Here is a 21207-nt window from a genome sequence, read left to right on the forward strand (position 1 = left end):
TTTCCATGCGTATTTCCCACCGTGTCATCGGCGGCGTTCTGGTGGCCACCCTGCTGACCCAACTCACCGCCTGCGGCTCGATCTTCTTCCCCGACCGGCGCGGCCAGATCGACGGCAAGATCGATCCCCTGGTGGCTGTGCTGGATGCGGTTGGCCTGCTGTTCTACGTGATCCCGGGGCTGATCGCCTTCGGCGTCGACTTCGCCACCGGGGCCATCTACCTGGAGCCGGGCAAGACCGCGCAGATCGCGCCGGAAAAACTGCAACAGGCCATCGGCGCCGACGGTAAAGTCGACAACCGCAAGCTGCAGGCCATCCTGGAAAGCGAACTGGGGGGCAGTTTCCCCCTGGATGACCCACGCCTGATCCAGCACAAGGGCAGCGTGCAGCAACTGGCGCTGTACGGCCTGCAACCTGCTGCCTGATCACTTTTACCCAGGAACCCGCCATCAATGACCGCCAACTCGGAACACGCCCGCCTCCTGCGCCTGGCCACCCGCGCCTCGGTCACCGTGGCGGGCATACTGATCGTGACCAAGGCTGTCGCCTGGTGGCTCAGCGGCTCGGTGAGCATGCTCGCCGGGCTCACCGACTCGGTGCTGGACGGTTTCACCTCGCTGCTCAACCTGCTGGCAGTGCATTACGCCCTGCGCCCGGCAGACGACGACCACCGCTATGGCCACGGCAAGGCCGAGTCCCTGGCGGGCATGGCCCAGGCATTGTTCATCGCCGGCAGCGCGGTTCTGATTGCCTTCCAGGCGGCGCAACGCCTGCAACATCCGGAACCGGTAGGCGCGCCCTGGCTGAGCATCGGGGTGATCGTCCTGTCGCTGGCGCTGACCATCGCCCTGCTGCTCCTGCAGCACCGGGTGATCCGGGCGACCGGCTCCAATGCAGTGCGCGCCGATTCCCTGCACTACCGCTCCGACCTGATGCTCAACGGCAGCATCCTGCTGGCCCTGGTACTGGCGGCGTTCGACCTGCATCAGGTGGACGCCTGGTTCGGCCTGGGGATTGCCGTCTACATTCTCTGGAGCGCGATCCAGATCGCCCGGGAGAGCTTCTCGGTGCTGATGGACCAGGAGCTGCCACCGGACGTCAGCCAGCACATGCTGGAGCTGGCGTGCAGTGTGCCGGGAGTACTGGGGGCCCATGACCTGCGCACACGGATTTCCGGCAGCCACTGGTTTGTCCAACTGCACCTGGAATTACCCGGGGAACTGACCCTTTCGGTGGCCCATGGCATCAGCGACCAGGCCGCCGATGCCATCCAGAAGGCCTATCCACGGGCCGAAGTGCTGGTGCACGCCGACCCGCAGGAAGTGGTGAAGGCAGCCAGGGCTCAGTAGGTCACCTGATAGCCCCGTGAGCTCAAGCAGTTGCCCTGGGCCTGGCGGTAGGCCTGGACCACTTGCGGGGCCGGCTGATAGGTCACGCTCGCAGGATCGAAGCCGCTCTGCTGCACCGCCCAGCGATAGCAGTCGTAACGGTCCTGGTCGATCTGCTGCGGCGACTGGCCGTTGACCGGGTAGGCCAGCACGTCATAGCCATTGCCGCTCTGCTGCGGGTCCGCAACCGGCACGCCGGCAGGTGGCTCGACCACCACGTACTGCTGGGTGTTGGCTTCGTAGGTGTAGTAGGCCCCTGCCGCCAGAAAGAACAGCGCGCTGCCGATCCAGACTTCCCGCGCATAGTCGGGCAGGTACGTCACGCGAATGCCATAGGGCGGGCGCACCACCACATAGCGCGGGCCTTGCGGGCGGTACCAGTAACCACCAGAGAAAAAGTAATCCTGGCCGCGATAGGCGACCCGGTCATTGCGCCCGGGGAAGCGGTCGATCACATACCCGGGGCGGTACTGCGGCCCGGGGCCCCAGCCATTGCCATGGCCATCAGGGCGGCCCGGCCAGCGGTAGTCGTTGGGATGGCCGCCACCTGGCCGAGAGCCCGGGCCGCCAGCCTGCCAATGCTGGTTGTAGTCGTTGCGCCGGGGAATGTCCTGATAGTAGCCACGCTGTGGCTCCTGGGTCTGGCGCACGGTGTCGGGGCGGCCCTGGATCGGCAGGTTGTTTGGCTGCTGCACCTGGGGTTGTGGCACAGGGGCCGGGCGAACCTGCTGATTGGGATCGTGCTGAGGCCGGTTCTGCCACTGCCCTCCCGGGTTCTGGCCGTTGTGCTCAAACTGACGGCTGTTATCGCCGCGAATGATTTCATTCTGCGGCCGCTGTGGCTGCGCACTGGGTGGTGGACGGTTGGGAACATTGGCGGGCCGCGGCGGGGCATTTTCCGGGCGGCCCTGGCCTTGATGCTCTCGCTGCTCGCCCCCGGGAGCGCCATGCTGCGCAGGCGGCCGATTCTCGTCTCGCTCATCGGCGAGCAACTGAGCGTTGACGCTCAGGCACAACACACCAACACCTGCCATACGCCAGATGCGCGACTTCATGCTATTCCTCACTGCGGATAGGGGGGGCCTGTACATAAGACTGAAAAAGCCATGGGCGGTTCTGCATCAGGTTATCAGTCACGAGACTTATTTCGCAGGCAATAAAAAAGGGCGGCCCGTCGGCCGCCCTTTGAGATTTTGTCCGTGCTCGGCGCTTTTGACGCCGGCTCACCTCACTCCGTCTTCTGGACAGTGTGTAGCCCGGGGGCCGGCTCAACCCTGTGGGATTGGCGGCCGCGGCAGGCCTGATTCGGCGGGCCGCAGTGGACTCTATGTCCGGGCAGTGATTCTGGTGATAAGAATAGGCGCGCAGCGAAGACAGAGGATTGCGAAGATTGCTTGTAAAAACACCACTTGCGCAATTTTTAACTCAAGATAGATAATTCAACGCAATAGTTACGACAAAGGCCCGATTGATGAGCAAACTCGACCGCTACGACCTGAGCATTTTGGCGGAGTTGCAACGCGACGCCCGTATCTCCAACCAGGAACTGGCCGAGCGCATCGGCCTGTCACCCTCGCCCTGCTCGCGCCGGGTCAAGCAGCTGGAGGACGATGGCTACATTTCCCGCCAGGTCGCCCTGCTGGACCGCAAGATGCTCGGTCTGAGCCTGACCGCCTATGTCCTGATCGGCATGGACCGGCACACGCCGGAACGCTTCGAGAATTTCGAAGCCGCGATCCGCAGCCTGCCCCAGGTGCTGGAGTGCAGCCTGGTGACCGGGGTCGATGCCGACTACCAGCTCAAGGTGGTGGTACCGGACATGGACCATTACCAGAAGCTGCTGCTCGGCCATCTGACCCGTATCGAGGGCGTGACCAGCGTGCGTTCGAGCTTCGTGCTCAATCAGGTGCTCAACAGCACCGAACTGCCGCTGACCCACCTGCGCAACTGAATCCCGGCCCCCGCTGTGGCGACATAACGCATGCAGATCAATGCTTGGGCCGCGGGCGTTGGCGTATACTCGCCCGGCATTTTTTGCCCTGCCTGCACTGGAGATGAGTGATGGACCCAGCAGTATTCGAAGAGTGGATGATGACCGGCCTGGTCAGCATTCTGATCATTTTCATGGGTTTCATCGTCTGGGACCTGGCCAAGAAGTCCAAGGCCGGGCGCTTCGGCTCGTTCATCCTGTTCTTCGTGCTGGGCCTGGGCGTTGCAGCATTCATCATCAAGAGCGTGGTGATCGGCCTGATCGAGTCCGGCGCCTTATAAGCGCGCAGCCACCTCTTTCCACTGGCCCTGCTCCAGGCCGTCCAGGGTCCAGTCGCCGATCCTGACCCGCACCAGGCGCAAGGTCGGTAGCCCCACCGCAGCGGTCATGCGCCTTACCTGGCGGTTGCGCCCCTCGCGTATCACCAGCTCCAGCCAACTGGTGGGCACGCTCTTGCGAAAGCGCACCGGCGGGTTGCGCGGCCATAGCGTCGGTTCTTCGAGCTGGCGCGCCTCGGCCGGCAGGGTCATGCCGTCATTCAACTGCACACCTTCGCGCAAGCGCTGCAGCTGTTCGGCACTGGGCTCGCCCTCGACCTGCACCCAATAGGTCTTGGCCAGCTTGTGCTTGGGATCGGCGATGCGCGCCTGCAACTGCCCGTCATTGGTCAACAGCAGCAACCCTTCACTGTCGCGATCCAGGCGCCCGGCCGGGTAGACCCCGGGAACTGCAATGAAGTCCTTGAGCGTGGCCCGCCCCTCGCCATCGCTGAACTGGGTCAGCACATCGAAAGGCTTGTTGAACAGGATCAGCTTCGGCTCGACCGGCGCGGCCTTGGCCACACGCTTGGCGGGAGAGGAGGAAAACGGTTTGGCGCCAGGACGGCGGGAAGCGGGACGGGGCGGACGGGACATGGGAGCAGGAACATTCAGCGATCAGGACCGACAATGCTAGTGGCCTGACCGCCAAATGACCATGGCTTAAACGCTTAGCGGAAAGGCGGCTCGTCGAAGCTGCGCAGTTTGCGCGAGTGCAGGGAGTTGAGCTCGCTGCGCATCAGGTCCACCGCTTCGATGCCGATCTTCAGATGCTGGCTGACCGCACGCTCATAAAAGGCGTTGGCCGCGCCCGGCAACTTGATTTCACTGTGCAATGGCTTGTCCGAGACACACAGCAAGGTGCCGTACGGCACTCGCAGGCGATACCCCTGGGCGGCGATGGTGCCGCTTTCCATGTCCACCGCCACGGCCCGGGACAGGTTGATCAGCGGGCGTTCCTCGGCCCAACGCAACTCCCAGTTGCGGTCGTCGTAAGTCAGCACGGTGCCGGTGCGCAGGCGTTTCTTCAGTTGTTCGCCCTTTTCCCCGGTGACATTGGCCGCCGCCTGCTGCAACGCCAACTGGACTTCGGCCAGGGCCGGAATCGGAATGTTCGGCGGCACCACGCGGTCGAGAATGCCGTCGCGCCGCATATAAGCGTGGGCCAGCACGTAGTCGCCAATGGTCTGGGACTGCCGCAGGCCGCCGCAGTGGCCGATCATCAGCCAGCAATGCGGACGCAGCACCGCCAGGTGGTCGGTGATGTTCTTGGCGTTGGACGGGCCGACACCGATATTCACCAGGGTCACACCGTGGCCATCGCTGGCCTGCAAGTGGTAGGCCGGCATCTGGTAGCGGTGCCAGACCACACCGGCGGCGATGGCCGAGGCCTCGCCGTGATCCATGCTTTTTTCGATGATCACGTTGCCCGGCAGGACCATGCGCACAAAGCGCGGATCGCTGCGCAACTGCTCCAGGCCATGAACGATGAACTGGTCCACATAGCGGTGATAGTTGGTCAGCAGGATCCACGGCTGCACATGACGCCAGTCGCTACCGGTGTAGTGCACCAGGCGCCGCAGGGAGAAATCCACTCGCGCGGCATCGAACAGCGCCAGGGGCAGCGGATGGGTATTTTCCCAATCGTAGAGGCCATCGGCGATGCCGTCGGTGGCGGCCGACAGGTCGGTACTCGGGAACACCCGCGCCAGCGCCGCAGCGGTCACGCCGGAACCTGCCAGCTCGTCGCCCTGCTCCACGACATAGGGATAAGGAATGTTCTGCTCACTGACGCCCACTTCCACCGTCACGGTGAAGTCGTGCATCAACGGCACCAATTGTTCGAGCAGGTAATTACGGAAGGCTGCAGGATGGGTCACGGTGACACTGTAGGTGCCCGGCAACTGGACCTTGGCATAGGCCCTTGTGGTCTGTGGGACTTCGCCGTGGCAGTGGTAGGTCAGGCGCAACTCAGGGTAGCGAAACAGTGCTCGTTGCTCGGCATCCGGCTCGACCCGGTCCTTGAGATAACGCTTGAGCGCCTGGCTCAGCGCCGTGGTGGCCCGCTCATGCAGGGCGGCAAGCCGGTCCACGGCTTGCTCGGCGGTTTGAACGACAATAAAAGCTTCGGTCACGATAAGCATCCTGTGTTCTGAACTTGCAGGTGTTCATCTTGCCTGCAAGACCGTCCCACGGGAACAGCGTAATCACCGCAGGCGCCGGGAAGCCGGCGCCAGGGAGGGTCAGAAGCCCTGAGGGGAGGAGCGGGCGACAATGGCTGCCACGTCCAGGCCACGCGGCAAGGTGCCGTAGACCCGCCCGCCCTGGCCGCCCAGGCGGCTGGCGATAAAGGCGTCGCTGACCACCTGGTTGCCGGCTTCCAGCAAGAGCTTGGCCTGCAGGCCCAGGGCAATGTCCTCGGTGAGTTGACGAGCACGGTATTGAATGTCGCCGGTGTCCTTGAAGCTCTCCTTCAGCCCGTTGATATGGGCGGCCAGGCGCTTGTCGCCATGGCCATCGCCCAATTCGGCGAACAAGGCGTCCAGCACGCCCGGCTCCTTCGACAAGGCTCGCAGCACATCCAGGCATTGCACGTTGCCGGAGCCTTCCCAGGTGGAGTTCACCGGCGCCTCGCGGTACAGCCGTGGCAGGATGCTGTCCTCGACATAACCGGCACCGCCCATGCACTCCGCCGCCTCGTTGATCATCGCCGGGGCCCGCTTGCAGATCCAGTACTTGCCCACCGCCGTCACCAGCCGGGAAAACTTCGCCTCCTGGGCATCGTCCAGATGATCCAGGGCCCGCCCCATGCGCATGCTCAGGGCCAGGGCCGCTTCGCTTTCCAGGGCCAGGTCGGCCAGCACGTTCTGCATCAGGGGCTGCTCGCTGAGCACCCTCCCGCCCACGGTGCGATGGGCACAGTGATGGCTGGCCTGGGTCAGGGCCTGGCGCATCAGGGAGCTGGAGCCGACCATGCAATCGAAACGGGTCATGGCCACCATCTCGATAATGGTCGGCACGCCGCGGCCTTCCTCGCCAATCATCCAGGCCAGGGCGCCGCGGAACTCCACTTCGCTGGAAGCGTTGGAAAGGTTGCCGAGCTTGTTCTTCAGGCGCTGGATATAGAACTGGTTGCGCGTGTCATCGGGACGGTGCCGGGGCAGGAGGAAGCAGGTCAGGCCCTTGTCGGTCTGGGCCAGGGTCAGGAAGGCATCGCACATCGGCGCCGAACAGAACCATTTGTGGCCCACCAGCTCGTACGCCTGCCCGGGGCCGCCAGCCCCCACCGGGTAGGCCCGGGTGGTGTTGGCACGCACATCGGTGCCGCCCTGTTTCTCGGTCATCGCCATGCCGATGGTCAGCCCGGCCTTGTGTTGCATGCCGACATTGCGCGGGTCGTACCGGGTGGCAAGGATCTTGGGCAGCCACTGGTCGGCGATATCCGGTTGCAGCTTCAAGGCCGGTACACAGGCGAAGGTCATGGTCAGCGGGCATCCGCTGCCGGCCTCGGCCTGGCTGTGCAGATAGGTCATGGAGGCGCGGGCAACGTGGGCCCCCGCTTGCGGATCGGTCCAGGGCAGCGAAGTCAGGCCGGCTTCGATCGCCGCCTGCATCAATTGGTGATAGGCGGGATGAAACTCCACCAGATCGATCCGATGGCCAAAGCGGTCGTGGCTGGAAAATACCGGTTTGTTCTGATTGGCCAGGAACCCCGCCTCCATCAACGGACCACCGGCCAGGGCGCCATAGGCGTCGACCCGCGACTCGGCCCAACCGGCATCGAAACGGCGCATCCATTGCTGCAGCGGCAGGTCGATCCGATAGAGATTGGCGCCGTCCAAAGCTGGCGGCTGGTTGGTGACTTCGTGGGTTTCAGCGAACTGGTGGAGGTTCATCGCGGGGCTCCTTCAGGGTGTGCCAAGACCCCAGTTAAGCACCGCCCCCACCCCGAACAAAGTGGCATACTTGCCTAAATGTCGGCGCTTTCGCCCTGTTCCACAGAGAGCACATATCTCGACAATGCCGTTTGCAAGGCCTCGAACTTCACCGGTTTAGCCAGATAGTCGGAGCCAGCCCCCGCCGGGCAGCCCTCTTTGCCGGGCACGCAGGCCAGCAGGATGGGCAATTGGGAATAGCCGGGCAGCGCCTGGGCCTGCAAGCGAAACGCCCCCAGTTGCGCCGTGGACATCTCGCCATCGATCAACACCGCACTGACCAGCTCACGCCCGAGCAATTGCAGGGCATCAGTAGGGCTACCGGCGGTGCGCACCTGGTAGCCCAGCTTGAGCAGCATGCCCCTGACCACCAACTGATTGACGTCGTTGTCGTCCACCAGCAGCACGGTGCAGTCCCGGGGCAAGCGTCGCGCCACTGCCGCCGGCGAGCGCGGGGCGGGTTCCTGGGCGTCGAACTCCACCAGCAGGCGGAAACAACTGCCTCGGCCTGGCGTGGATTCGTGGGTCAATTGCCCGCCCAGCAACTCCACCAACTGCCGACAGATCGCCAGGCCGATACCCAGCCCGCCATATTCACGGGTCATGGAACCATCGAGCTGGAAGAAACGCTGATACAGGGTCGCTTCATCCAGGTTGACGAAGCCAATACCGCTGTCGATCACCTCGAAACTCAGGCTGACCCGCTGCGCCGACACGGAACGCGTGAGCACCCGCAGCACCACGCTGCCCGAAGGGGTGAACTTGATGGCATTGTCCAGCAGGCACTCCAGACAATGGCTGAGTTTGCAGCGATCGCCCTGCAAGCGATCGGGCAGCCCGGCGCTCAAGTCGATCTGGAAAGCCAGCGACTTGGCGGCGGCACTGGCGCCGTATTGGGTCTGCAGTGTCGTCAGCAGGGAGCGCAGGCTGAACGGCTGACGCTGGGCGCTGAGCTTGCCGGCCTGCAGCTCGGTCAGGGTCAGAATGCCGTTGACCATGCGCATCATGTCCCGCGCCGAGCCGGCCGCTGTCTGCTGGTATTGCTCCAGCTCCGGATCCAGTTCCAGGGTCTGCATCAGTTCCAGGGAGCCGATGACGCCGTTCATCGGGGTCCGCAGCTCATGGGTCAGGGTGGCCAGGAATTCGTCCTTGAGCCGGTTGCTGTGGGCCAGTTGCTGGTTCAGCACTTCAAGCTTCTGCCCGGCTTCGAGCAGTGTCTGGGCCTGTTGCTCACGCATGGCATTGATGCGATCGGCCAGGGCCAGGGACAGCAACGCCACTTCGATCGCCGAGCCGATCTGGCTGGCGTACATGGTCAGGAACACATTCGGCAGGTAACCCAGCACCATCAAGGTGTTGATCACCCCTCCAAACAAAAAGGCCGACCAGGCGATGATGAAATAGCGTGCCACGCGCAGGCCTCGACACCAGGCGACAATCCCGGCCACGTAGATCACCACGGTGAACACCAGGGCCAGGGTGGTGGCCAGGCGCAATGCCAGGGCATAACTGGTCATCAGTGAAAGCGCCATGACCAGCGCGCCAAAGGCCATCAAGGCCAGTAGTACGCGGTCGACCCAGGGGCTGTGGCGGGAAGTCTGCAGGAAGCTGCGGGCGAACTGGCTGCCGAACAAACCTGCCGAACCGATGAAGAACGGTGTCGCGGCATTGGCCCACCAGGGGCTGTCGGGCCAGAAGTACTCCACTGCGGCGCCGTTGACCGACAGCTGATAGAGACCGAAGGAAGCGATATAGAAGATGTAGTAGAGGTAGCTGGTGTCCCGCACGCTGAGGTAGATGAACAGGTTGTACACCAACATCCCCAGCAGCACGCCGTAAATCAGCCCGAGCACATACAACCGCACCGGCTGGGCTTCCAGGTAAGCACTGCTGGACCACAGGCTCACCGGCGCCTGGATCGAGCCTTCGCTGGCCAGCCGCAGGTAGACGGTCTTGTGCTCGTGGGGAGAAAAATTCAGGTTGAACAGGTAGTTGTTCTGGCGAATCTCTCGACTGTCGAAGGGCAAGGCATCCCCGGTACGACCCGCCAGGCGATAACCACCAGACTCGTCAGGGACGTACAGTTCAAGGTGGTCCAGAGGCGGATAGGCCAACTCCAGCAACCAGCTGCGTTGTGCGCTCGGGTTGGCGGGGCGGTAGTCGAGGTCGATCTTCAGCCAGAACGCCGAGCGCGAATAACCGGCGTTGAGGGTGTCTTTATCGTGGGGTTTGAATTGTTCAGCCAGAGGCCCCGAGCTGACATCGGCAATGGTCGCCTCACCCCCCGCGTCTTCGAGTACTTGCATCACTCGGCCCAAGGACAGGCGTTGAGTGAACTCGTCGAACTCGGCGGCGCCAGCCAGCATCGGCAAGCTCAACAGCAACATCAGCAAATAGTGCATAAAGCCCCAGCGTGGCTTGTCCGGTGGTGTCAGGAAGTCCCCCATTTCCCTTGAGCAGACGTAGAACCGGCATGACCTGTTATTGATTTGAATCCACTCTAGCATAGCCGCTGATGGCCATTGAACACCATTGTAAGTTTTAGTCTAAAGGCTCTAGAACGGGGCTTTCAGCGCAATCCAGCGGGCTAGAGCTGTTGCTTCGGTCAAGTGGGCTGGCCGGCGCCAGATCGCCCCGCTCTTATATGTCGAGCGCCGCGAAAAAAAACGTTTGGTGGTAAGCTCGCCGCCCATGAATATCTACAGCTCTCGCCCCGTTGTCCTCTGTCTCTCCGGCCACGACCCCAGTGGTGGCGCCGGCCTGCAGGCAGATATCGAAGCCCTGCTGGCTCAGGGTTGTCATGCAGCTCCGGCTGTCACCGCGTTGACCGTGCAGGACACGGTCAATGTCAGCGACTTCCGCGTCCTGGATCGCGAGTGGGTATTGGCCCAGGCCAATGCCGTGCTCAACGACTCCACGGTAGCGGCGGTCAAGCTGGGCATGCTCGGTTCCCTGGAGATGGTCGACACCGTGGTCGAGCTGCTCCAGGCCCACCCGCACCTGCCAGTGGTCTGCGATCCGGTGTTGCGCGCCGGCGGCGGTGGCCGGCTGGGCAAGGATGAGGTCGGCTACGCCATGCGCGAGCGCCTCCTGCCCCTGGCAACCATTGCCACCCCCAACCTTCCCGAAGCCCGAATTCTCGCGGAACTGCCTGAAGGCAGCGCCGACCAATGCGCCGAAAAACTCCTGCCCTTCGTCAAGCATTTGCTGATCACCGGCGGCCACGGCGATGAACACGAAGTCCACAATCGCCTGTACAGCCGTGACGGTCTGCGCGAAACCTATACCTGCCAGCGCTTGCCGGGCAGCTACCACGGCTCCGGCTGCACCCTGGCCAGCGCACTGGCCGGCCGCCTGGCCCAAGGTGAACACCAGGCCAGTGCGGTGAAGTCCGCCCTGGATTACACCTGGCGCACCCTGCGCGATGCCGAACAGCTTGGCCGTGGCCAGTTCGTTCCGCGCCGTTTGCCGCTGGATTTCTGCTCGTAATGTCATGAGGCCTGCTCAATGAAACTACGTGGTCTGTACGCCATCACCGACAGCCAACTGTTGGCCGGCAAGTTTCTGAAGTACGTGGAGGCGGCGCTGGAAGGCGGTGTCACGCTGTTGCAGTACCGCGACAAAAGCGACGACCAGGCCCGCCGACTGCGGGAAGCCGAAACCCTGCGGGCCTTGTGCGAGCGCTACAAGACCCGTTTGATCATCAACGATGATGCCGAGCTGGCGGCGCGTATCGGTGCCGGCGTGCACCTGGGCCAGACTGACGGCCCATTGACCCCGGCCCGGGCCTTGCTGGGCCGCCAGGCGATCATCGGTGCCACCTGCCACAGCCAGTTGCCACTGGCCGAGCAAGCCGCCAAGGAAGGCGCCAGCTATGTCGCCTTCGGCCGTTTCTTCAATTCCACCACCAAACCCGGCGCGCCTGCGGCCAGCCTGGAGCTGCTGGACCAGGCCCGGGCCAGCCTGCACCTGCCGATCTGCGTGATCGGCGGCATCACCCTGGACAACGCCGCGCCACTGGTGAACCACGGCGCCGACCTGCTGGCGGTGGTCCACGGCCTGTTCGGCGCCGAGAGCGCCGAGGAAGTGACCCGCCGCGCCCGCGCCTTCAACGCCCTATTCAACAGCTGATTTTTGAGAGCCCGATCATGTCTCGTTCCGAAACCCTGTTTGCCAACGCCCAGAAACACATCCCAGGTGGCGTCAATTCGCCTGTCCGCGCCTTCAAGAGCGTGGGCGGCACCCCGCTGTTCTTCAAACACGCAGAAGGTGCCTACGTCACCGACGAAGACGACAAGCGCTATGTCGACTACGTTGGCTCCTGGGGCCCGATGATTCTTGGCCACAGCCACCCTGATGTCCTGGACGCCGTGCGCAAGCAACTGGAACACGGCCTGTCCTACGGCGCACCGACCGCCATGGAAACCGAAATGGCCGACCTGGTGTGCTCCATCGTGCCGTCGATGGAAATGGTGCGCATGGTCAGTTCGGGCACCGAAGCCACCATGAGTGCCATTCGCCTGGCCCGTGGCTTCACCGGCCGGGACAGCATCATCAAGTTCGAAGGCTGCTACCACGGCCACTCCGACAGCCTGCTGGTGAAGGCTGGCTCCGGCGCCCTGACCCAAGGCGTGCCGAGCTCCGCCGGTGTGCCCGCGGCTTTCGCCAAGCACACCCTGACCCTGCCCTTCAACGACATTGCGGCGGTGGAAAAAATGCTCGCCGAAGTAGGCCAGGAAGTGGCCTGCATCATCGTTGAACCAGTGGCCGGCAACATGAACTGCGTACCCCCGGCACCGGGTTTCCTCGAAGGCCTGCGTCGCCTCTGCGATCAGCACGGCGTAGTGCTGATCTTCGACGAAGTGATGACCGGTTTCCGTGTTGCCCTCGGTGGCGCTCAGGCCCATTACGGCGTGACACCCGACCTGTCGACCTTCGGCAAGATCATCGGCGGCGGCATGCCGGTAGGCTGCTTCGGCGGCAAGCGCAAGATCATGGAGCACATCGCGCCCCTGGGCCCGGTCTACCAGGCCGGCACCCTGTCCGGCAACCCGCTGGCCATGGCCGCTGGCCTGACCACTCTGCGCCTGATCAGCCGCCCGGGCTTCCACGCCGAACTGAGCGACTACACCAGCCGTCTGCTCGAAGGCCTGCAACAACGCGCCGATGCAGCAGGCATTCCGTTCGTCACCACCCAGGCTGGCGGCATGTTCGGCCTGTACTTCAGCGGTGCCGATGACATCGTCACCTTCGACGATGTGATGGCCAGCGACGCCAACCTGTTCAAGCGCTTCTTCCACCTGATGCTGGAAGGCGGCGTGTACCTGGCGCCGAGTGCCTTCGAAGCGGGCTTCACCTCCATCGCCCACGGCGAGGCCGAGTTGCAACTGACGCTGGATGCGGCAGAGCGGGCATTCGCCGCCCTGAAGTAAGCGCTGAACGGCGGGCGTGTGAAAAATCACGCCCGTTGTAGTCTTTACTTGAATTTTCTCCAGTGAAACCTGGAAATGCTGATGAATCCTTGGGATATAGCGCCCACGCAGCAGAAAAACGAGTAAAGACTTTGTAAGGTGGGCCCTGCTTATTTCATAATGCGCGCTTATTGGGCCCCACGCTGGGCCCCGCGCCCCTCAGAGGTAAGTCGATTCCCATGAACCGCACCGGCCGCGCCCTGACACTGGGCTGCCTGTTGCTCCTTCAGCCCCTGCTCGCGCATGCACAAGCAGGTGGCAACTCGTTGTTGATCCCGGCGCTGGGTCGCTGCACCCTCGATCCCCAGGCTCAGGATCAGGCCGAGGCCCTCACCGCCTGCCAGAAGGCCGCCGACGAGGGGGATGCCGAGGCGCAATACGAGTTGGGTGAGTTCTACTACGAGGGCAAAGGTGCGCCGCAAGATTTCAATCAAGCCCTGAGCTACTTCGAAAAGGCCTCCTTGCAAGGCCATGCCCAGGCGCAATTCAAGCTGGGCACCATGTTCTTCCACGGCGAAGGCGTGCCGGCCAATAACGTCCAGGCTTACATCGTGCTGAAGATGGCTGCGGTCAATGGCGCCGAAGACGCCCTGGACACCGCCGACGAAGTCGCCGAGCACATGCAGCGCGACGAACTGGAAGTTGCGACCCAGGTACTGGGACAGATTTTCCGCAAATACCTGATGGAACTGCAGAGCGCCGATGGGCGTTCACCTTTCTCGCCCCTGCCGTAGGCATTTGCGCCTCAGTCGCCGGTGAGCCGGCTTCCACACAGACAACCGCCCTCCCGGTAAGACGGAATCGGCCAGGCTTACTTTTCCGGCATCGGCATCGGGAACGGCATGACGTTGCTCACCCCGCGGGCCTCGCTGATCTTCGGCGTACCCAGGCGCTCGACTTCATCGATGCGCACGATCGAATGCATCGGCACAAAGCTGCGCACTACACCTTCGAACTGGGCCTTGAGCTTCTCCTCGCTCGGGTCAACGACCACTTGCGTGCGCTCGCCAAAGACGAACTCTTCCACTTCCAGGAAACCCCACAGATCACTCTGATAGATCTGCTTGGCGTACATTTCGAACACCTGGCCCTGGTTAAGGAAAATCACCTTGTAGATTGGAGCTTCACGTTTGGTCATGGCGGGCGGGTAACACATCAGGGGACAAAAATAGGGCGCGAACTATAGCATAGCTACCCGATGCACAACCCTAGGAACCTGTGGGCATGGCCCCTATAATGCGCGGTTCTTTGAATCACGTGATGATCCCGTCCATGGCCAAGAAGCTTTACATCGAAACCCACGGTTGCCAGATGAACGAGTACGACAGCTCGCGCATGGTGGACCTGCTGGGCGAACATCAGGCCCTGGAAGTCACCGCACGCGCCGAAGATGCGGACGTCATCCTGCTCAACACCTGCTCCATTCGCGAACGCGCCCAGGACCGGGTGTACTCCCAGCTCGGGCGCTGGCGTGAGCTCAAACTGGCCAATCCGGACATGGTGATCGCCGTAGGCGGCTGCGTGGCCAGCCAGGAGGGCGCGGCCATCCGCGACCGCGCCCCCTATGTGGACGTGGTCTTCGGCCCGCAGACCCTGCACCGCCTGCCGGAAATGATCGACGTCGCGCGCATCACCAAATTGCCGCAGGTCGACGTCTCGTTCCCGGAAATCGAAAAGTTCGACCACCTGCCCGAGCCCCGGATCGATGGCCCCAGCGCCTATGTCTCGGTGATGGAAGGCTGCAGCAAGTACTGTACCTTCTGCGTCGTGCCCTACACCCGCGGCGAAGAAGTCAGCCGGCCCTTCGACGATGTGATTGCCGAGATCATCCACCTGGCGGAAAACGGCGTCCGCGAGGTGACCCTGCTGGGCCAGAACGTCAACGGCTATCGCGGCCAAACCCACGACGGGCGCATGGCCGACCTGGCCGAATTGATTCGTGTGGTTGCCGCGATCGATGGCATCGAGCGAATCCGCTACACCACCTCACATCCGCTGGAGTTCTCCGACAGCCTGATCCAGGCGCATGCCGAAGTACCAGAACTGGTGAAGCACCTGCACCTGCCGGTGCAATCCGGTTCGGACCGGATCCTCGCGGCCATGAAGCGCAATCACACCGCCCTGGAGTACAAGTCCAAGCTGCGCAAGCTCAGGGCGGCTGTTCCGGGAATCTGCATCAGTTCGGACTTTATCGTCGGCTTCCCAGGCGAGACGGAGAAGGATTTCCAGCAGACCATGAAACTGATCGAAGACGTCGGTTTCGACTTCTCCTACTCCTTCGTCTACAGCCAACGGCCGGGAACACCGGCCGCCGACCTGGCCGACGAAACACCGGAGGCGGTGAAAAAGGAACGGCTCAACGCCTTGCAGCACCGCCTCAACCAGCAAGGTTTTGAAATCAGCCGACAAATGGTCGGCTCTACCCAGCGCATCCTGGTGACCGACTACTCGAAGAAAGACCCGGGCGAACTGCAGGGACGGACCGAGAACAACCGCATCGTCAACTTCCGCTGTGACAATCCCACGCTGATCGGCCAGTTCGCCGACGTGTACATCGACTCGGCGCAGCCTCACTCGCTGCGCGGCTCCCTGCTGCAATAACCTGGCAGGGAAAAGCCCCAGCAGCCCTTGCTCCGCATAAGAGCTTTCGCACCCAGGCTGCTGGCGTTATCCTTGAATTCATCTTAATTGCCGTTGGGCGGCTAAAAACGACCTTGAACGCACCCATAGAACCTCATCGTTTCATCCTCGAGCCCTTCGAGGCTCGCCGCTTCGCCAATCTGTGCGGGCAATTCGACGAGCATCTGCGCTTGATCGAACAGCGCCTGACGATCGAGATCCGCAACCGCGGCAATCAGTTCGAACTGATCGGCGAACCCAAGCAAACCACCTCCGCGGAAAACCTTCTGCGCCGTCTCTACCGGGAAACCAAGGGCACCGAGCTGTCGCCGGACCTGGTCCACCTGTTCTTGCAGGAGTCTGCCGTGCAAGAGCTGGACAACCCTTCGGTAGCCGATGCCGCCGTGGCCCTGCGCACCAAGAAAGGCATGATTCGCCCCCGCGGCCTGAATCAGCAGCGCTACGTCAAAGAGATCCTCGGCAACGACATCAACTTCGGCATTGGCCCGGCCGGTACCGGCAAGACCTACCTGGCCGTGGCCTGCGCCGTGGACGCCCTGGAACGCGAGCAGGTGCGACGCATCCTGCTGGTGCGCCCGGCGGTAGAAGCCGGCGAAAAGCTCGGTTTCCTGCCCGGCGACCTGGCCCAGAAGATCGACCCCTACCTGCGCCCGCTGTACGACGCCCTGTATGAAATGCTCGGCTTCGAACACGTGGCCAAGCTCATCGAACGCCAGGTCATCGAGATCGCGCCCCTGGCCTACATGCGCGGCCGCACCTTGAACAACAGCTTCATCATCCTCGATGAGAGCCAGAACACCACCGTGGAACAGATGAAGATGTTCCTGACACGGATCGGTTTCGGCTCCACTGCGGTGATCACCGGCGACATCACCCAGGTCGACCTACCCAAGGGCACCAAGTCCGGCCTGGCCCATGTGATCAACGTACTCAAGGATGTGCCTGGTATCAGCTTCACTCACTTCATGCCCAAGGACGTGGTGCGCCATCCGCTGGTGCAACGCATCGTCGAAGCCTATGAGCGCTTCGAACTGCACGCTGCCGACGAGGCCGCCAAGGCTGCCGCAGACCGAGGCAACCGCCACGATGCTTGAGCTTGACCTGCAGCGCGCCAGCCAACAGCCGGCCCCCAGCGATGAACAGTTCCGCCAGTGGTGCGAGCTGGCCCTGCGCCAGCGCACCGCCGATTCGGAACTGACCATCCGCCTGGTGGACGAAGCAGAAGGGCGTGAGCTGAACCACACCTGGCGTCATAAGGATTACGCCACCAATGTGCTGTCATTTCCTGCCGATGTACCGGATGAGCTGCTGGATATCCCATTGCTGGGGGACCTGGTGATCTGCATTGCGGTGGTCGAGCGCGAAGCGGCTGAACAAGGCAAGGAACTTCAGGCCCACTGGGCCCATCTGGTGATTCACGGCTGCTTGCATCTGTTGGGCTACGACCATATAGATGACGACGAAGCCGAAGAAATGGAAGCGCTGGAACGAACGTTGCTTGCAGAACTGGGCCATCCGGACCCTTATGCAGACGACGAAAGCTGATCAACAACCCCCTGTAACAACCAAGGATTCAGAGCAATCGCTATGAGCGAAGATCGATCGAGCAACGGGCAAAAGTCATGGCTGGGCAAACTGACCCAGGCTTTTGCCCATGAGCCGAAAAACCGCCAGGAGCTGCTGGAGCTGCTGCGCGAAGCCCATCAGAACAAGTTGCTGGACAGCGAAGCGCTGGCCATCGTCGAAGGCGCCATCCAGGTCGCTGACCTGCAAGTCCGGGACATCATGGTTCCGCGCTCGCAAATGATCAGCATCAAGGCGACCCAGACCCCTCGGGAGTTCCTGCCCGCAGTCATCGATTCGGCGCACTCGCGCTACCCGGTGATCGGCGAAAGCCATGACGACGTGATGGGCGTCCTGCTGGCCAAGGACCTGCTGCCGCTGATCCTCAAGGAGAACGGTGACAGCTTCAACATCAAGGACCTGCTGCGCCCGGCGACCTTCGTCCCAGAGTCCAAGCGCCTGAACGTGCTGCTGCGCGAGTTCCGCGCCAACCACAACCACATGGCCATCGTCATCGACGAATACGGCGGCGTGGCGGGCCTGGTGACCATCGAAGACGTGCTGGAACAGATCGTCGGCGACATCGAGGACGAACATGACGTCGAGGAAGACAGCTACATCAAGCCACTGCCCAGCGGCGACTTCCTGATCAAGGCGCTGACGCCCATCGAGAACTTCAACGAGTTTTTCGACAGCGACTTTTCCGACGACGAATTCGACACCGTAGGCGGCCTGGTCATGAGTGCGTTCGGCCACTTGCCAAAACGCAACGAAATCACTGAAATCGGCGCCTATCGCTTCCGCGTGCTCAACGCCGACAGCCGGCGGATTCATCTGCTGCGCCTGACCCCCATTTCCCGCTGAGGAAACGGGTCATCTGCCCTCCCCCGCACCGCGATATCGTCTTGAGGCCACTTGCCCGGCCTCAGGCGATACAGTGCGGGGACGCATCGGCCGAGCAGCGCTGCGTGACTCGACGCTCATCTGAAACAACCCAACCATTCTCCTCGTGCCTCGCCCGGTACGACACAGGAAAGAGCTGATGAAACGCCTCTTGCAGCGCTCAACCCGCCCCGGCTGGCCCGGCAACCTGCTGGCCGTGATCGCCGGCGCCATCACCACCCTGGCCCTGGCCCCCTACAACATCTGGCCTCTGGCGCTGCTGGCAGTCGGCCTGTTCTATGCCGGGCTGCGCGAGCTGACACCGCGCCAGGCCCTGGGCCGCGGCTGGTGCTTCGGCTTCGGCCTGTTCGGGGCCGGCACCAGTTGGATCTACGTCAGCATTCACACCTATGGCGGCGCCTCGGCTCTGCTTGCCGGCCTGCTGATGCTGGCCTTCATCGCCGCCATCGCCTGGTTTTTCGCACTGCCTGCCTGGCTCTGGGCCCGCTGGTTGCGACGCAATGAAGCGCCGCTGGCGGACGCCCTGGCATTTGCGGCCCTGTGGCTGGGCCAGGAAGCCTTTCGTGGCTGGTTCCTCACCGGCTTCCCCTGGCTGTATTCCGGCTACAGCCAGCTTGACGGCCCACTGGCCGGGCTCGCGCCGCTGGGTGGCATCTGGCTGATCTCCTTCTCCCTGGCCCTCACCGCAGCGCTGCTCTACAACCTGCCGCGACTGATCAAGGCCGGGCGCAAAGCCTTCATCGTTGCGGGCCTGCTCCTGTTGGCAACCCCCTGGGTCGTGGGCCTGGCCCTGAAAGGCCATGCCTGGACCAGCCCGGCCGGAGAGCCGCTATCGGTCGCCGCCATCCAGGGCAATATCGAACAGAGCATGAAGTGGGACCCGGCCGAGCTCAACGCCCAGCTGGCGCTGTATCGCGACATGAGTTTTCGCAGCAAGCGCGTAGACCTGCTGGTCTGGCCGGAAACCGCAGTACCGGTGCTCAAGGAGTCGGCCGAAGGCTACCTGACGATGATGGGCAACTTTGCCGCCGACCGTCATTCCGCGCTGATTACCGGCGTTCCGGTGCGCCAACTGGTACGCCATGAAAAACGCTACTTCAACGGCATCACCGTGACCGGCGAAGGGGACGGCACCTACCTCAAGCAGAAGCTGGTGCCTTTTGGCGAGTACGTGCCCCTGCAGGAAGTGCTGCGCGGCCTGATCGACTTCTTCAACCTGCCGATGTCGGACTTCGCCCGCGGCCCGGCCGACCAGCCGCTGCTGCAGGCCAAGGGCTATCAGATAGCGCCGTTCATCTGCTACGAAGTGGTCTACCCCGAATTCGCCGCCAGCCTTTCGGCCCGTAGCGACCTGCTGCTGACCATCAGCAATGACACCTGGTTCGGCACTTCCATCGGCCCCCTGCAACACTTGCAGATGGCACAGATGCGCGCCCTGGAAGCCGGGCGCTGGATGATTCGCGCGACCAACAACGGCGTCACCGGGCTGATCGATCCGTTCGGCAGGATCACGGTGCAGATTCCCCAGTTCGAACGCGGCATTCTGTACGGCGAGGTCGTGCCCATGCACAACCTGACGCCGTATCTGCAATGGCGCTCCTGGCCGCTGGTGGTGCTCTGCACCCTGCTATTTGGCTGGGCCTTGCTGGCCAGCCGTATTGCCAAGACCGTTTGAGGGCCCTCGCTGGCAATCCGGCTCCCGAGGGTGCCGGATTGCCATCAGCGATAGAACAACCGGTAGCCCAATTGGCCCACTGCCTCGTTGAGCAACTGGCCACTCTGCCAGATCGACTTGAACTCGGGCATCCAGCCTCCCAGCGGACGGGCGTTATCCACTCCCAGGAACCCCACGGGCGCAGGCACCACTTCAAACCCGGCGTGCTCGAAACTCCACACCGAGCGGGGCATGTGCCAGGCCTGGGTCACCACCACCACACGCTTGATCCCCAATGGCAGCAGGACCTCGGCGCTGAACTGCGCGTTCTCCCAGGTAGTGCGGCTGCGGCCTTCCTGCCAGCGCACCGTCACGCCAAAGTCATCGAGCAGGGATTGCGCCATCAACGCAGCCTCGGTGGGCGGCGTACCGTAATGCAGGCCGCCACTGGTCAGCACCGGCAGCCCGGAGGCCTTGGCCAGACGCGCGGCATAGCGTTCGCGCTCCAGGCCCACGCCGGTGGGCTGATCGGAGCCCCACGCCGGATCGCCCCGCTCCCGCCCCGAACCCAGCACCACTATCACATCCGCCTGCTCGGCCAGGCTCGCCCATTGGCTTTGCGGCAAAGGCGGCAGGCGCTCCAGACTGCGCGCCCCCCACTCCACCATGACCGGCAGGCTCATCAGCCAGAAACCGCCCAGCCCCAAGGCAAAACACCAACCTGCCAGCCGTGGCCGGGAACGGCGCAAGCCCCAGGCAAGCAGCAGCAACAGCAATAGAATGCCGGGCGGCAGCAGCAACTGTTTGATGAAATAGCGAAAAGGCATCGAGCATCTCCAACAAGATGCCCGAAGCCTAAAGGGGATACCTGCCCAGCAACAACCAATGCCTGGTATTTTTGCTCCCGAGGTCCTCGGCCGCGACCTCGCTCAACCCGATAAGGGGCCCTGGGACCTACTTGAACTGCTGAGATCGGACTTCCACCGATGCCTTGAGGGGCGCCTGATCCTTCAGCCAAATGATCTTGGCCGAACGAGGCACCTCCTGGTGTTGCAGACTGCCCATTGGATTGATCTGCATTTCACGTTGATGGCGGGCCAGATAAGCCCTGATCAATTCAAACTCCGCCCGGCTCAAACCCCGCAGCTCCAGCTCGATAGGCCGCTCATTGCGCAGTCGATCCGCCGTTTTTGCCGCATCCAGGGCCAGAGCCAGTCGATTGAGGAGCCTTTCATACACCTCCGGTTCTGTTGCTTTTCGCTGCGATTCAAGCATCCGTTCACCTCATCGAAGATAAGACTCACTCCCCTTTTTGAGCTTAGTCGGACAGCCGAAAGCGACGCGCC

General features: G+C 62.9%; 21 protein-coding genes. 13 read left to right on the forward strand and 8 right to left on the reverse strand.

What is annotated here, in order from left to right:
• Positions 1-5 precede the first annotated feature (5 nt).
• A complete protein-coding gene (locus BLS75_RS28545) occupies positions 6-425 on the forward strand; it encodes a hypothetical protein (protein ID WP_011063637.1) in 420 nt (139 codons plus the stop codon).
• 27 nt (positions 426-452) lie between these two features.
• The gene (locus BLS75_RS28550) at positions 453-1349 is read left to right on the forward strand and encodes a cation diffusion facilitator family transporter (RefSeq protein ID WP_072452921.1); all 897 of its coding nucleotides are present in this window, start codon (positions 453-455) and stop codon (positions 1347-1349) included.
• On the opposite strand, the gene BLS75_RS28555 is transcribed toward BLS75_RS28550, so the two are convergent.
• Complete coding sequence (locus tag BLS75_RS28555; RefSeq protein ID WP_011063639.1) at positions 1343-2443, reverse strand: DUF6515 family protein; 1101 nt, start codon at positions 2441-2443, stop codon at positions 1343-1345. The two genes, BLS75_RS28550 and BLS75_RS28555, sit on opposite strands and share 7 nt — an antisense overlap.
• 416 nt (positions 2444-2859) lie before the next feature.
• Here BLS75_RS28555 and BLS75_RS28560 point away from each other — a divergent pair, with 416 nt between their 5' ends.
• Together BLS75_RS28560 and BLS75_RS28565 are read left to right on the forward strand one after the other, a co-directional pair.
• The gene (locus BLS75_RS28560) at positions 2860-3339 is read left to right on the forward strand and encodes an Lrp/AsnC family transcriptional regulator (RefSeq protein WP_011063640.1); all 480 of its coding nucleotides are present in this window, start codon (positions 2860-2862) and stop codon (positions 3337-3339) included.
• A gap of 110 nt (positions 3340-3449) precedes the next feature.
• Positions 3450-3659, forward strand: coding sequence for a DUF2788 domain-containing protein (locus BLS75_RS28565; RefSeq protein ID WP_003228500.1), 210 nt, complete (start codon positions 3450-3452; stop codon positions 3657-3659).
• Here the strand turns inward: BLS75_RS28565 and BLS75_RS28570 are convergent.
• The 4 genes from BLS75_RS28570 to BLS75_RS28585 all read right to left on the reverse strand — a co-directional run bounded on the left by BLS75_RS28570 (position 3654) and on the right by BLS75_RS28585 (position 10032).
• Complete coding sequence (locus BLS75_RS28570) at positions 3654-4220, reverse strand: pseudouridine synthase (RefSeq protein ID WP_161466734.1); 567 nt, start codon at positions 4218-4220, stop codon at positions 3654-3656. The genes BLS75_RS28565 and BLS75_RS28570 overlap by 6 nt on opposite strands.
• A gap of 146 nt (positions 4221-4366) precedes the next feature.
• The gene (amn, locus tag BLS75_RS28575) at positions 4367-5839 is read right to left on the reverse strand and encodes an AMP nucleosidase (protein ID WP_015637154.1); all 1473 of its coding nucleotides are present in this window, start codon (positions 5837-5839) and stop codon (positions 4367-4369) included.
• Between the two features lie 99 nt (positions 5840-5938).
• The gene (locus BLS75_RS28580) at positions 5939-7591 is read right to left on the reverse strand and encodes an acyl-CoA dehydrogenase family protein (protein ID WP_065363626.1); all 1653 of its coding nucleotides are present in this window, start codon (positions 7589-7591) and stop codon (positions 5939-5941) included.
• Between the two features lie 74 nt (positions 7592-7665).
• On the reverse strand, positions 7666-10032 hold the full coding sequence (locus BLS75_RS28585; protein ID WP_072453050.1) for a hybrid sensor histidine kinase/response regulator: 2367 nt from the start codon (positions 10030-10032) through the stop codon (positions 7666-7668).
• 289 nt (positions 10033-10321) lie between these two features.
• On the opposite strand from BLS75_RS28585, the gene BLS75_RS28590 reads away from it, so the two are divergent.
• The 4 genes from BLS75_RS28590 (at position 10322) to BLS75_RS28605 (ending at position 13835) form a co-directional block, all read left to right on the forward strand.
• The gene (locus BLS75_RS28590; RefSeq protein WP_072452920.1) at positions 10322-11119 is read left to right on the forward strand and encodes a hydroxymethylpyrimidine/phosphomethylpyrimidine kinase; all 798 of its coding nucleotides are present in this window, start codon (positions 10322-10324) and stop codon (positions 11117-11119) included.
• Between the two features lie 18 nt (positions 11120-11137).
• Positions 11138-11761, forward strand: a complete 624-nt coding sequence (gene thiE / locus BLS75_RS28595; RefSeq protein ID WP_072452919.1) for a thiamine phosphate synthase — start codon at positions 11138-11140, stop codon at positions 11759-11761.
• A gap of 17 nt (positions 11762-11778) precedes the next feature.
• Positions 11779-13062, forward strand: a complete 1284-nt coding sequence (gene hemL / locus BLS75_RS28600; RefSeq protein ID WP_011063647.1) for a glutamate-1-semialdehyde 2,1-aminomutase — start codon at positions 11779-11781, stop codon at positions 13060-13062.
• A 218-nt stretch (positions 13063-13280) separates the two neighbouring features.
• Positions 13281-13835: a tetratricopeptide repeat protein gene (locus BLS75_RS28605; RefSeq protein WP_011063648.1), complete on the forward strand. Its 555-nt coding sequence runs from the start codon at positions 13281-13283 to the stop codon at positions 13833-13835.
• Between the two features lie 77 nt (positions 13836-13912).
• On the opposite strand, the gene BLS75_RS28610 is transcribed toward BLS75_RS28605, so the two are convergent.
• Positions 13913-14239: a DUF1820 family protein gene (locus BLS75_RS28610; RefSeq protein WP_007927079.1), complete on the reverse strand. Its 327-nt coding sequence runs from the start codon at positions 14237-14239 to the stop codon at positions 13913-13915.
• 134 nt (positions 14240-14373) lie between these two features.
• On the opposite strand from BLS75_RS28610, the gene miaB reads away from it, so the two are divergent.
• From miaB to lnt, 5 genes are all read left to right on the forward strand, one after another.
• Positions 14374-15702 (forward strand): tRNA (N6-isopentenyl adenosine(37)-C2)-methylthiotransferase MiaB, encoded by a 1329-nt coding sequence (miaB, locus tag BLS75_RS28615; protein ID WP_011063650.1) that lies wholly within the window; start codon positions 14374-14376, stop codon positions 15700-15702.
• Positions 15703-15815: 113 nt separating this feature from the next.
• Positions 15816-16835: a PhoH family protein gene (locus tag BLS75_RS28620; RefSeq protein WP_011063651.1), complete on the forward strand. Its 1020-nt coding sequence runs from the start codon at positions 15816-15818 to the stop codon at positions 16833-16835.
• A complete protein-coding gene (ybeY, locus tag BLS75_RS28625; protein ID WP_011063652.1) occupies positions 16828-17286 on the forward strand; it encodes an rRNA maturation RNase YbeY in 459 nt (152 codons plus the stop codon). The genes BLS75_RS28620 and ybeY overlap by 8 nt, the downstream gene beginning before the upstream one ends.
• A gap of 42 nt (positions 17287-17328) precedes the next feature.
• The gene (locus tag BLS75_RS28630; RefSeq protein WP_011063653.1) at positions 17329-18168 is read left to right on the forward strand and encodes an HlyC/CorC family transporter; all 840 of its coding nucleotides are present in this window, start codon (positions 17329-17331) and stop codon (positions 18166-18168) included.
• A 190-nt stretch (positions 18169-18358) separates the two neighbouring features.
• The gene (gene lnt, locus BLS75_RS28635; RefSeq protein ID WP_072453048.1) at positions 18359-19882 is read left to right on the forward strand and encodes an apolipoprotein N-acyltransferase; all 1524 of its coding nucleotides are present in this window, start codon (positions 18359-18361) and stop codon (positions 19880-19882) included.
• A gap of 44 nt (positions 19883-19926) precedes the next feature.
• Here lnt and BLS75_RS28640 read toward each other — a convergent pair whose 3' ends face one another.
• Together BLS75_RS28640 and BLS75_RS28645 are read right to left on the reverse strand one after the other, a co-directional pair.
• Positions 19927-20688, reverse strand: coding sequence for a YdcF family protein (locus tag BLS75_RS28640; RefSeq protein ID WP_072452918.1), 762 nt, complete (start codon positions 20686-20688; stop codon positions 19927-19929).
• A gap of 127 nt (positions 20689-20815) precedes the next feature.
• Positions 20816-21136, reverse strand: a complete 321-nt coding sequence (locus BLS75_RS28645) for a hypothetical protein (protein ID WP_072452917.1) — start codon at positions 21134-21136, stop codon at positions 20816-20818.
• Between the last annotated feature and the right edge of the window lie 71 nt (positions 21137-21207).

Source organism: Pseudomonas sp. NFPP12 (assembly GCF_900103205.1).
Taxonomy (GTDB): domain Bacteria; phylum Pseudomonadota; class Gammaproteobacteria; order Pseudomonadales; family Pseudomonadaceae; genus Aquipseudomonas; species Aquipseudomonas protegens.

Coding starts and splice junctions, on each gene's coding strand:
- BLS75_RS28550 (WP_072452921.1), top strand. CDS start 453: ATGACCGCCAACTCGGAACACGCCCGCCTCCTGCGCCTGGCCACCCGC.
- BLS75_RS28630 (WP_011063653.1), top strand. CDS start 17,329: ATGAGCGAAGATCGATCGAGCAACGGGCAAAAGTCATGGCTGGGCAAA.
- hemL (WP_011063647.1), top strand. CDS start 11,779: ATGTCTCGTTCCGAAACCCTGTTTGCCAACGCCCAGAAACACATCCCA.
- BLS75_RS28565 (WP_003228500.1), top strand. CDS start 3,450: ATGGACCCAGCAGTATTCGAAGAGTGGATGATGACCGGCCTGGTCAGC.
- BLS75_RS28585 (WP_072453050.1), bottom strand. CDS start 10,032: ATGCACTATTTGCTGATGTTGCTGTTGAGCTTGCCGATGCTGGCTGGC.
- BLS75_RS28580 (WP_065363626.1), bottom strand. CDS start 7,591: ATGAACCTCCACCAGTTCGCTGAAACCCACGAAGTCACCAACCAGCCG.
- ybeY (WP_011063652.1), top strand. CDS start 16,828: ATGCTTGAGCTTGACCTGCAGCGCGCCAGCCAACAGCCGGCCCCCAGC.
- BLS75_RS28560 (WP_011063640.1), top strand. CDS start 2,860: ATGAGCAAACTCGACCGCTACGACCTGAGCATTTTGGCGGAGTTGCAA.
- miaB (WP_011063650.1), top strand. CDS start 14,374: ATGGCCAAGAAGCTTTACATCGAAACCCACGGTTGCCAGATGAACGAG.
- BLS75_RS28605 (WP_011063648.1), top strand. CDS start 13,281: ATGAACCGCACCGGCCGCGCCCTGACACTGGGCTGCCTGTTGCTCCTT.
- BLS75_RS28645 (WP_072452917.1), bottom strand. CDS start 21,136: ATGCTTGAATCGCAGCGAAAAGCAACAGAACCGGAGGTGTATGAAAGG.
- BLS75_RS28545 (WP_011063637.1), top strand. CDS start 6: ATGCGTATTTCCCACCGTGTCATCGGCGGCGTTCTGGTGGCCACCCTG.
- BLS75_RS28640 (WP_072452918.1), bottom strand. CDS start 20,688: ATGCCTTTTCGCTATTTCATCAAACAGTTGCTGCTGCCGCCCGGCATT.
- BLS75_RS28555 (WP_011063639.1), bottom strand. CDS start 2,443: ATGAAGTCGCGCATCTGGCGTATGGCAGGTGTTGGTGTGTTGTGCCTG.
- thiE (WP_072452919.1), top strand. CDS start 11,138: ATGAAACTACGTGGTCTGTACGCCATCACCGACAGCCAACTGTTGGCC.
- BLS75_RS28610 (WP_007927079.1), bottom strand. CDS start 14,239: ATGACCAAACGTGAAGCTCCAATCTACAAGGTGATTTTCCTTAACCAG.
- BLS75_RS28590 (WP_072452920.1), top strand. CDS start 10,322: ATGAATATCTACAGCTCTCGCCCCGTTGTCCTCTGTCTCTCCGGCCAC.
- amn (WP_015637154.1), bottom strand. CDS start 5,839: ATGCTTATCGTGACCGAAGCTTTTATTGTCGTTCAAACCGCCGAGCAA.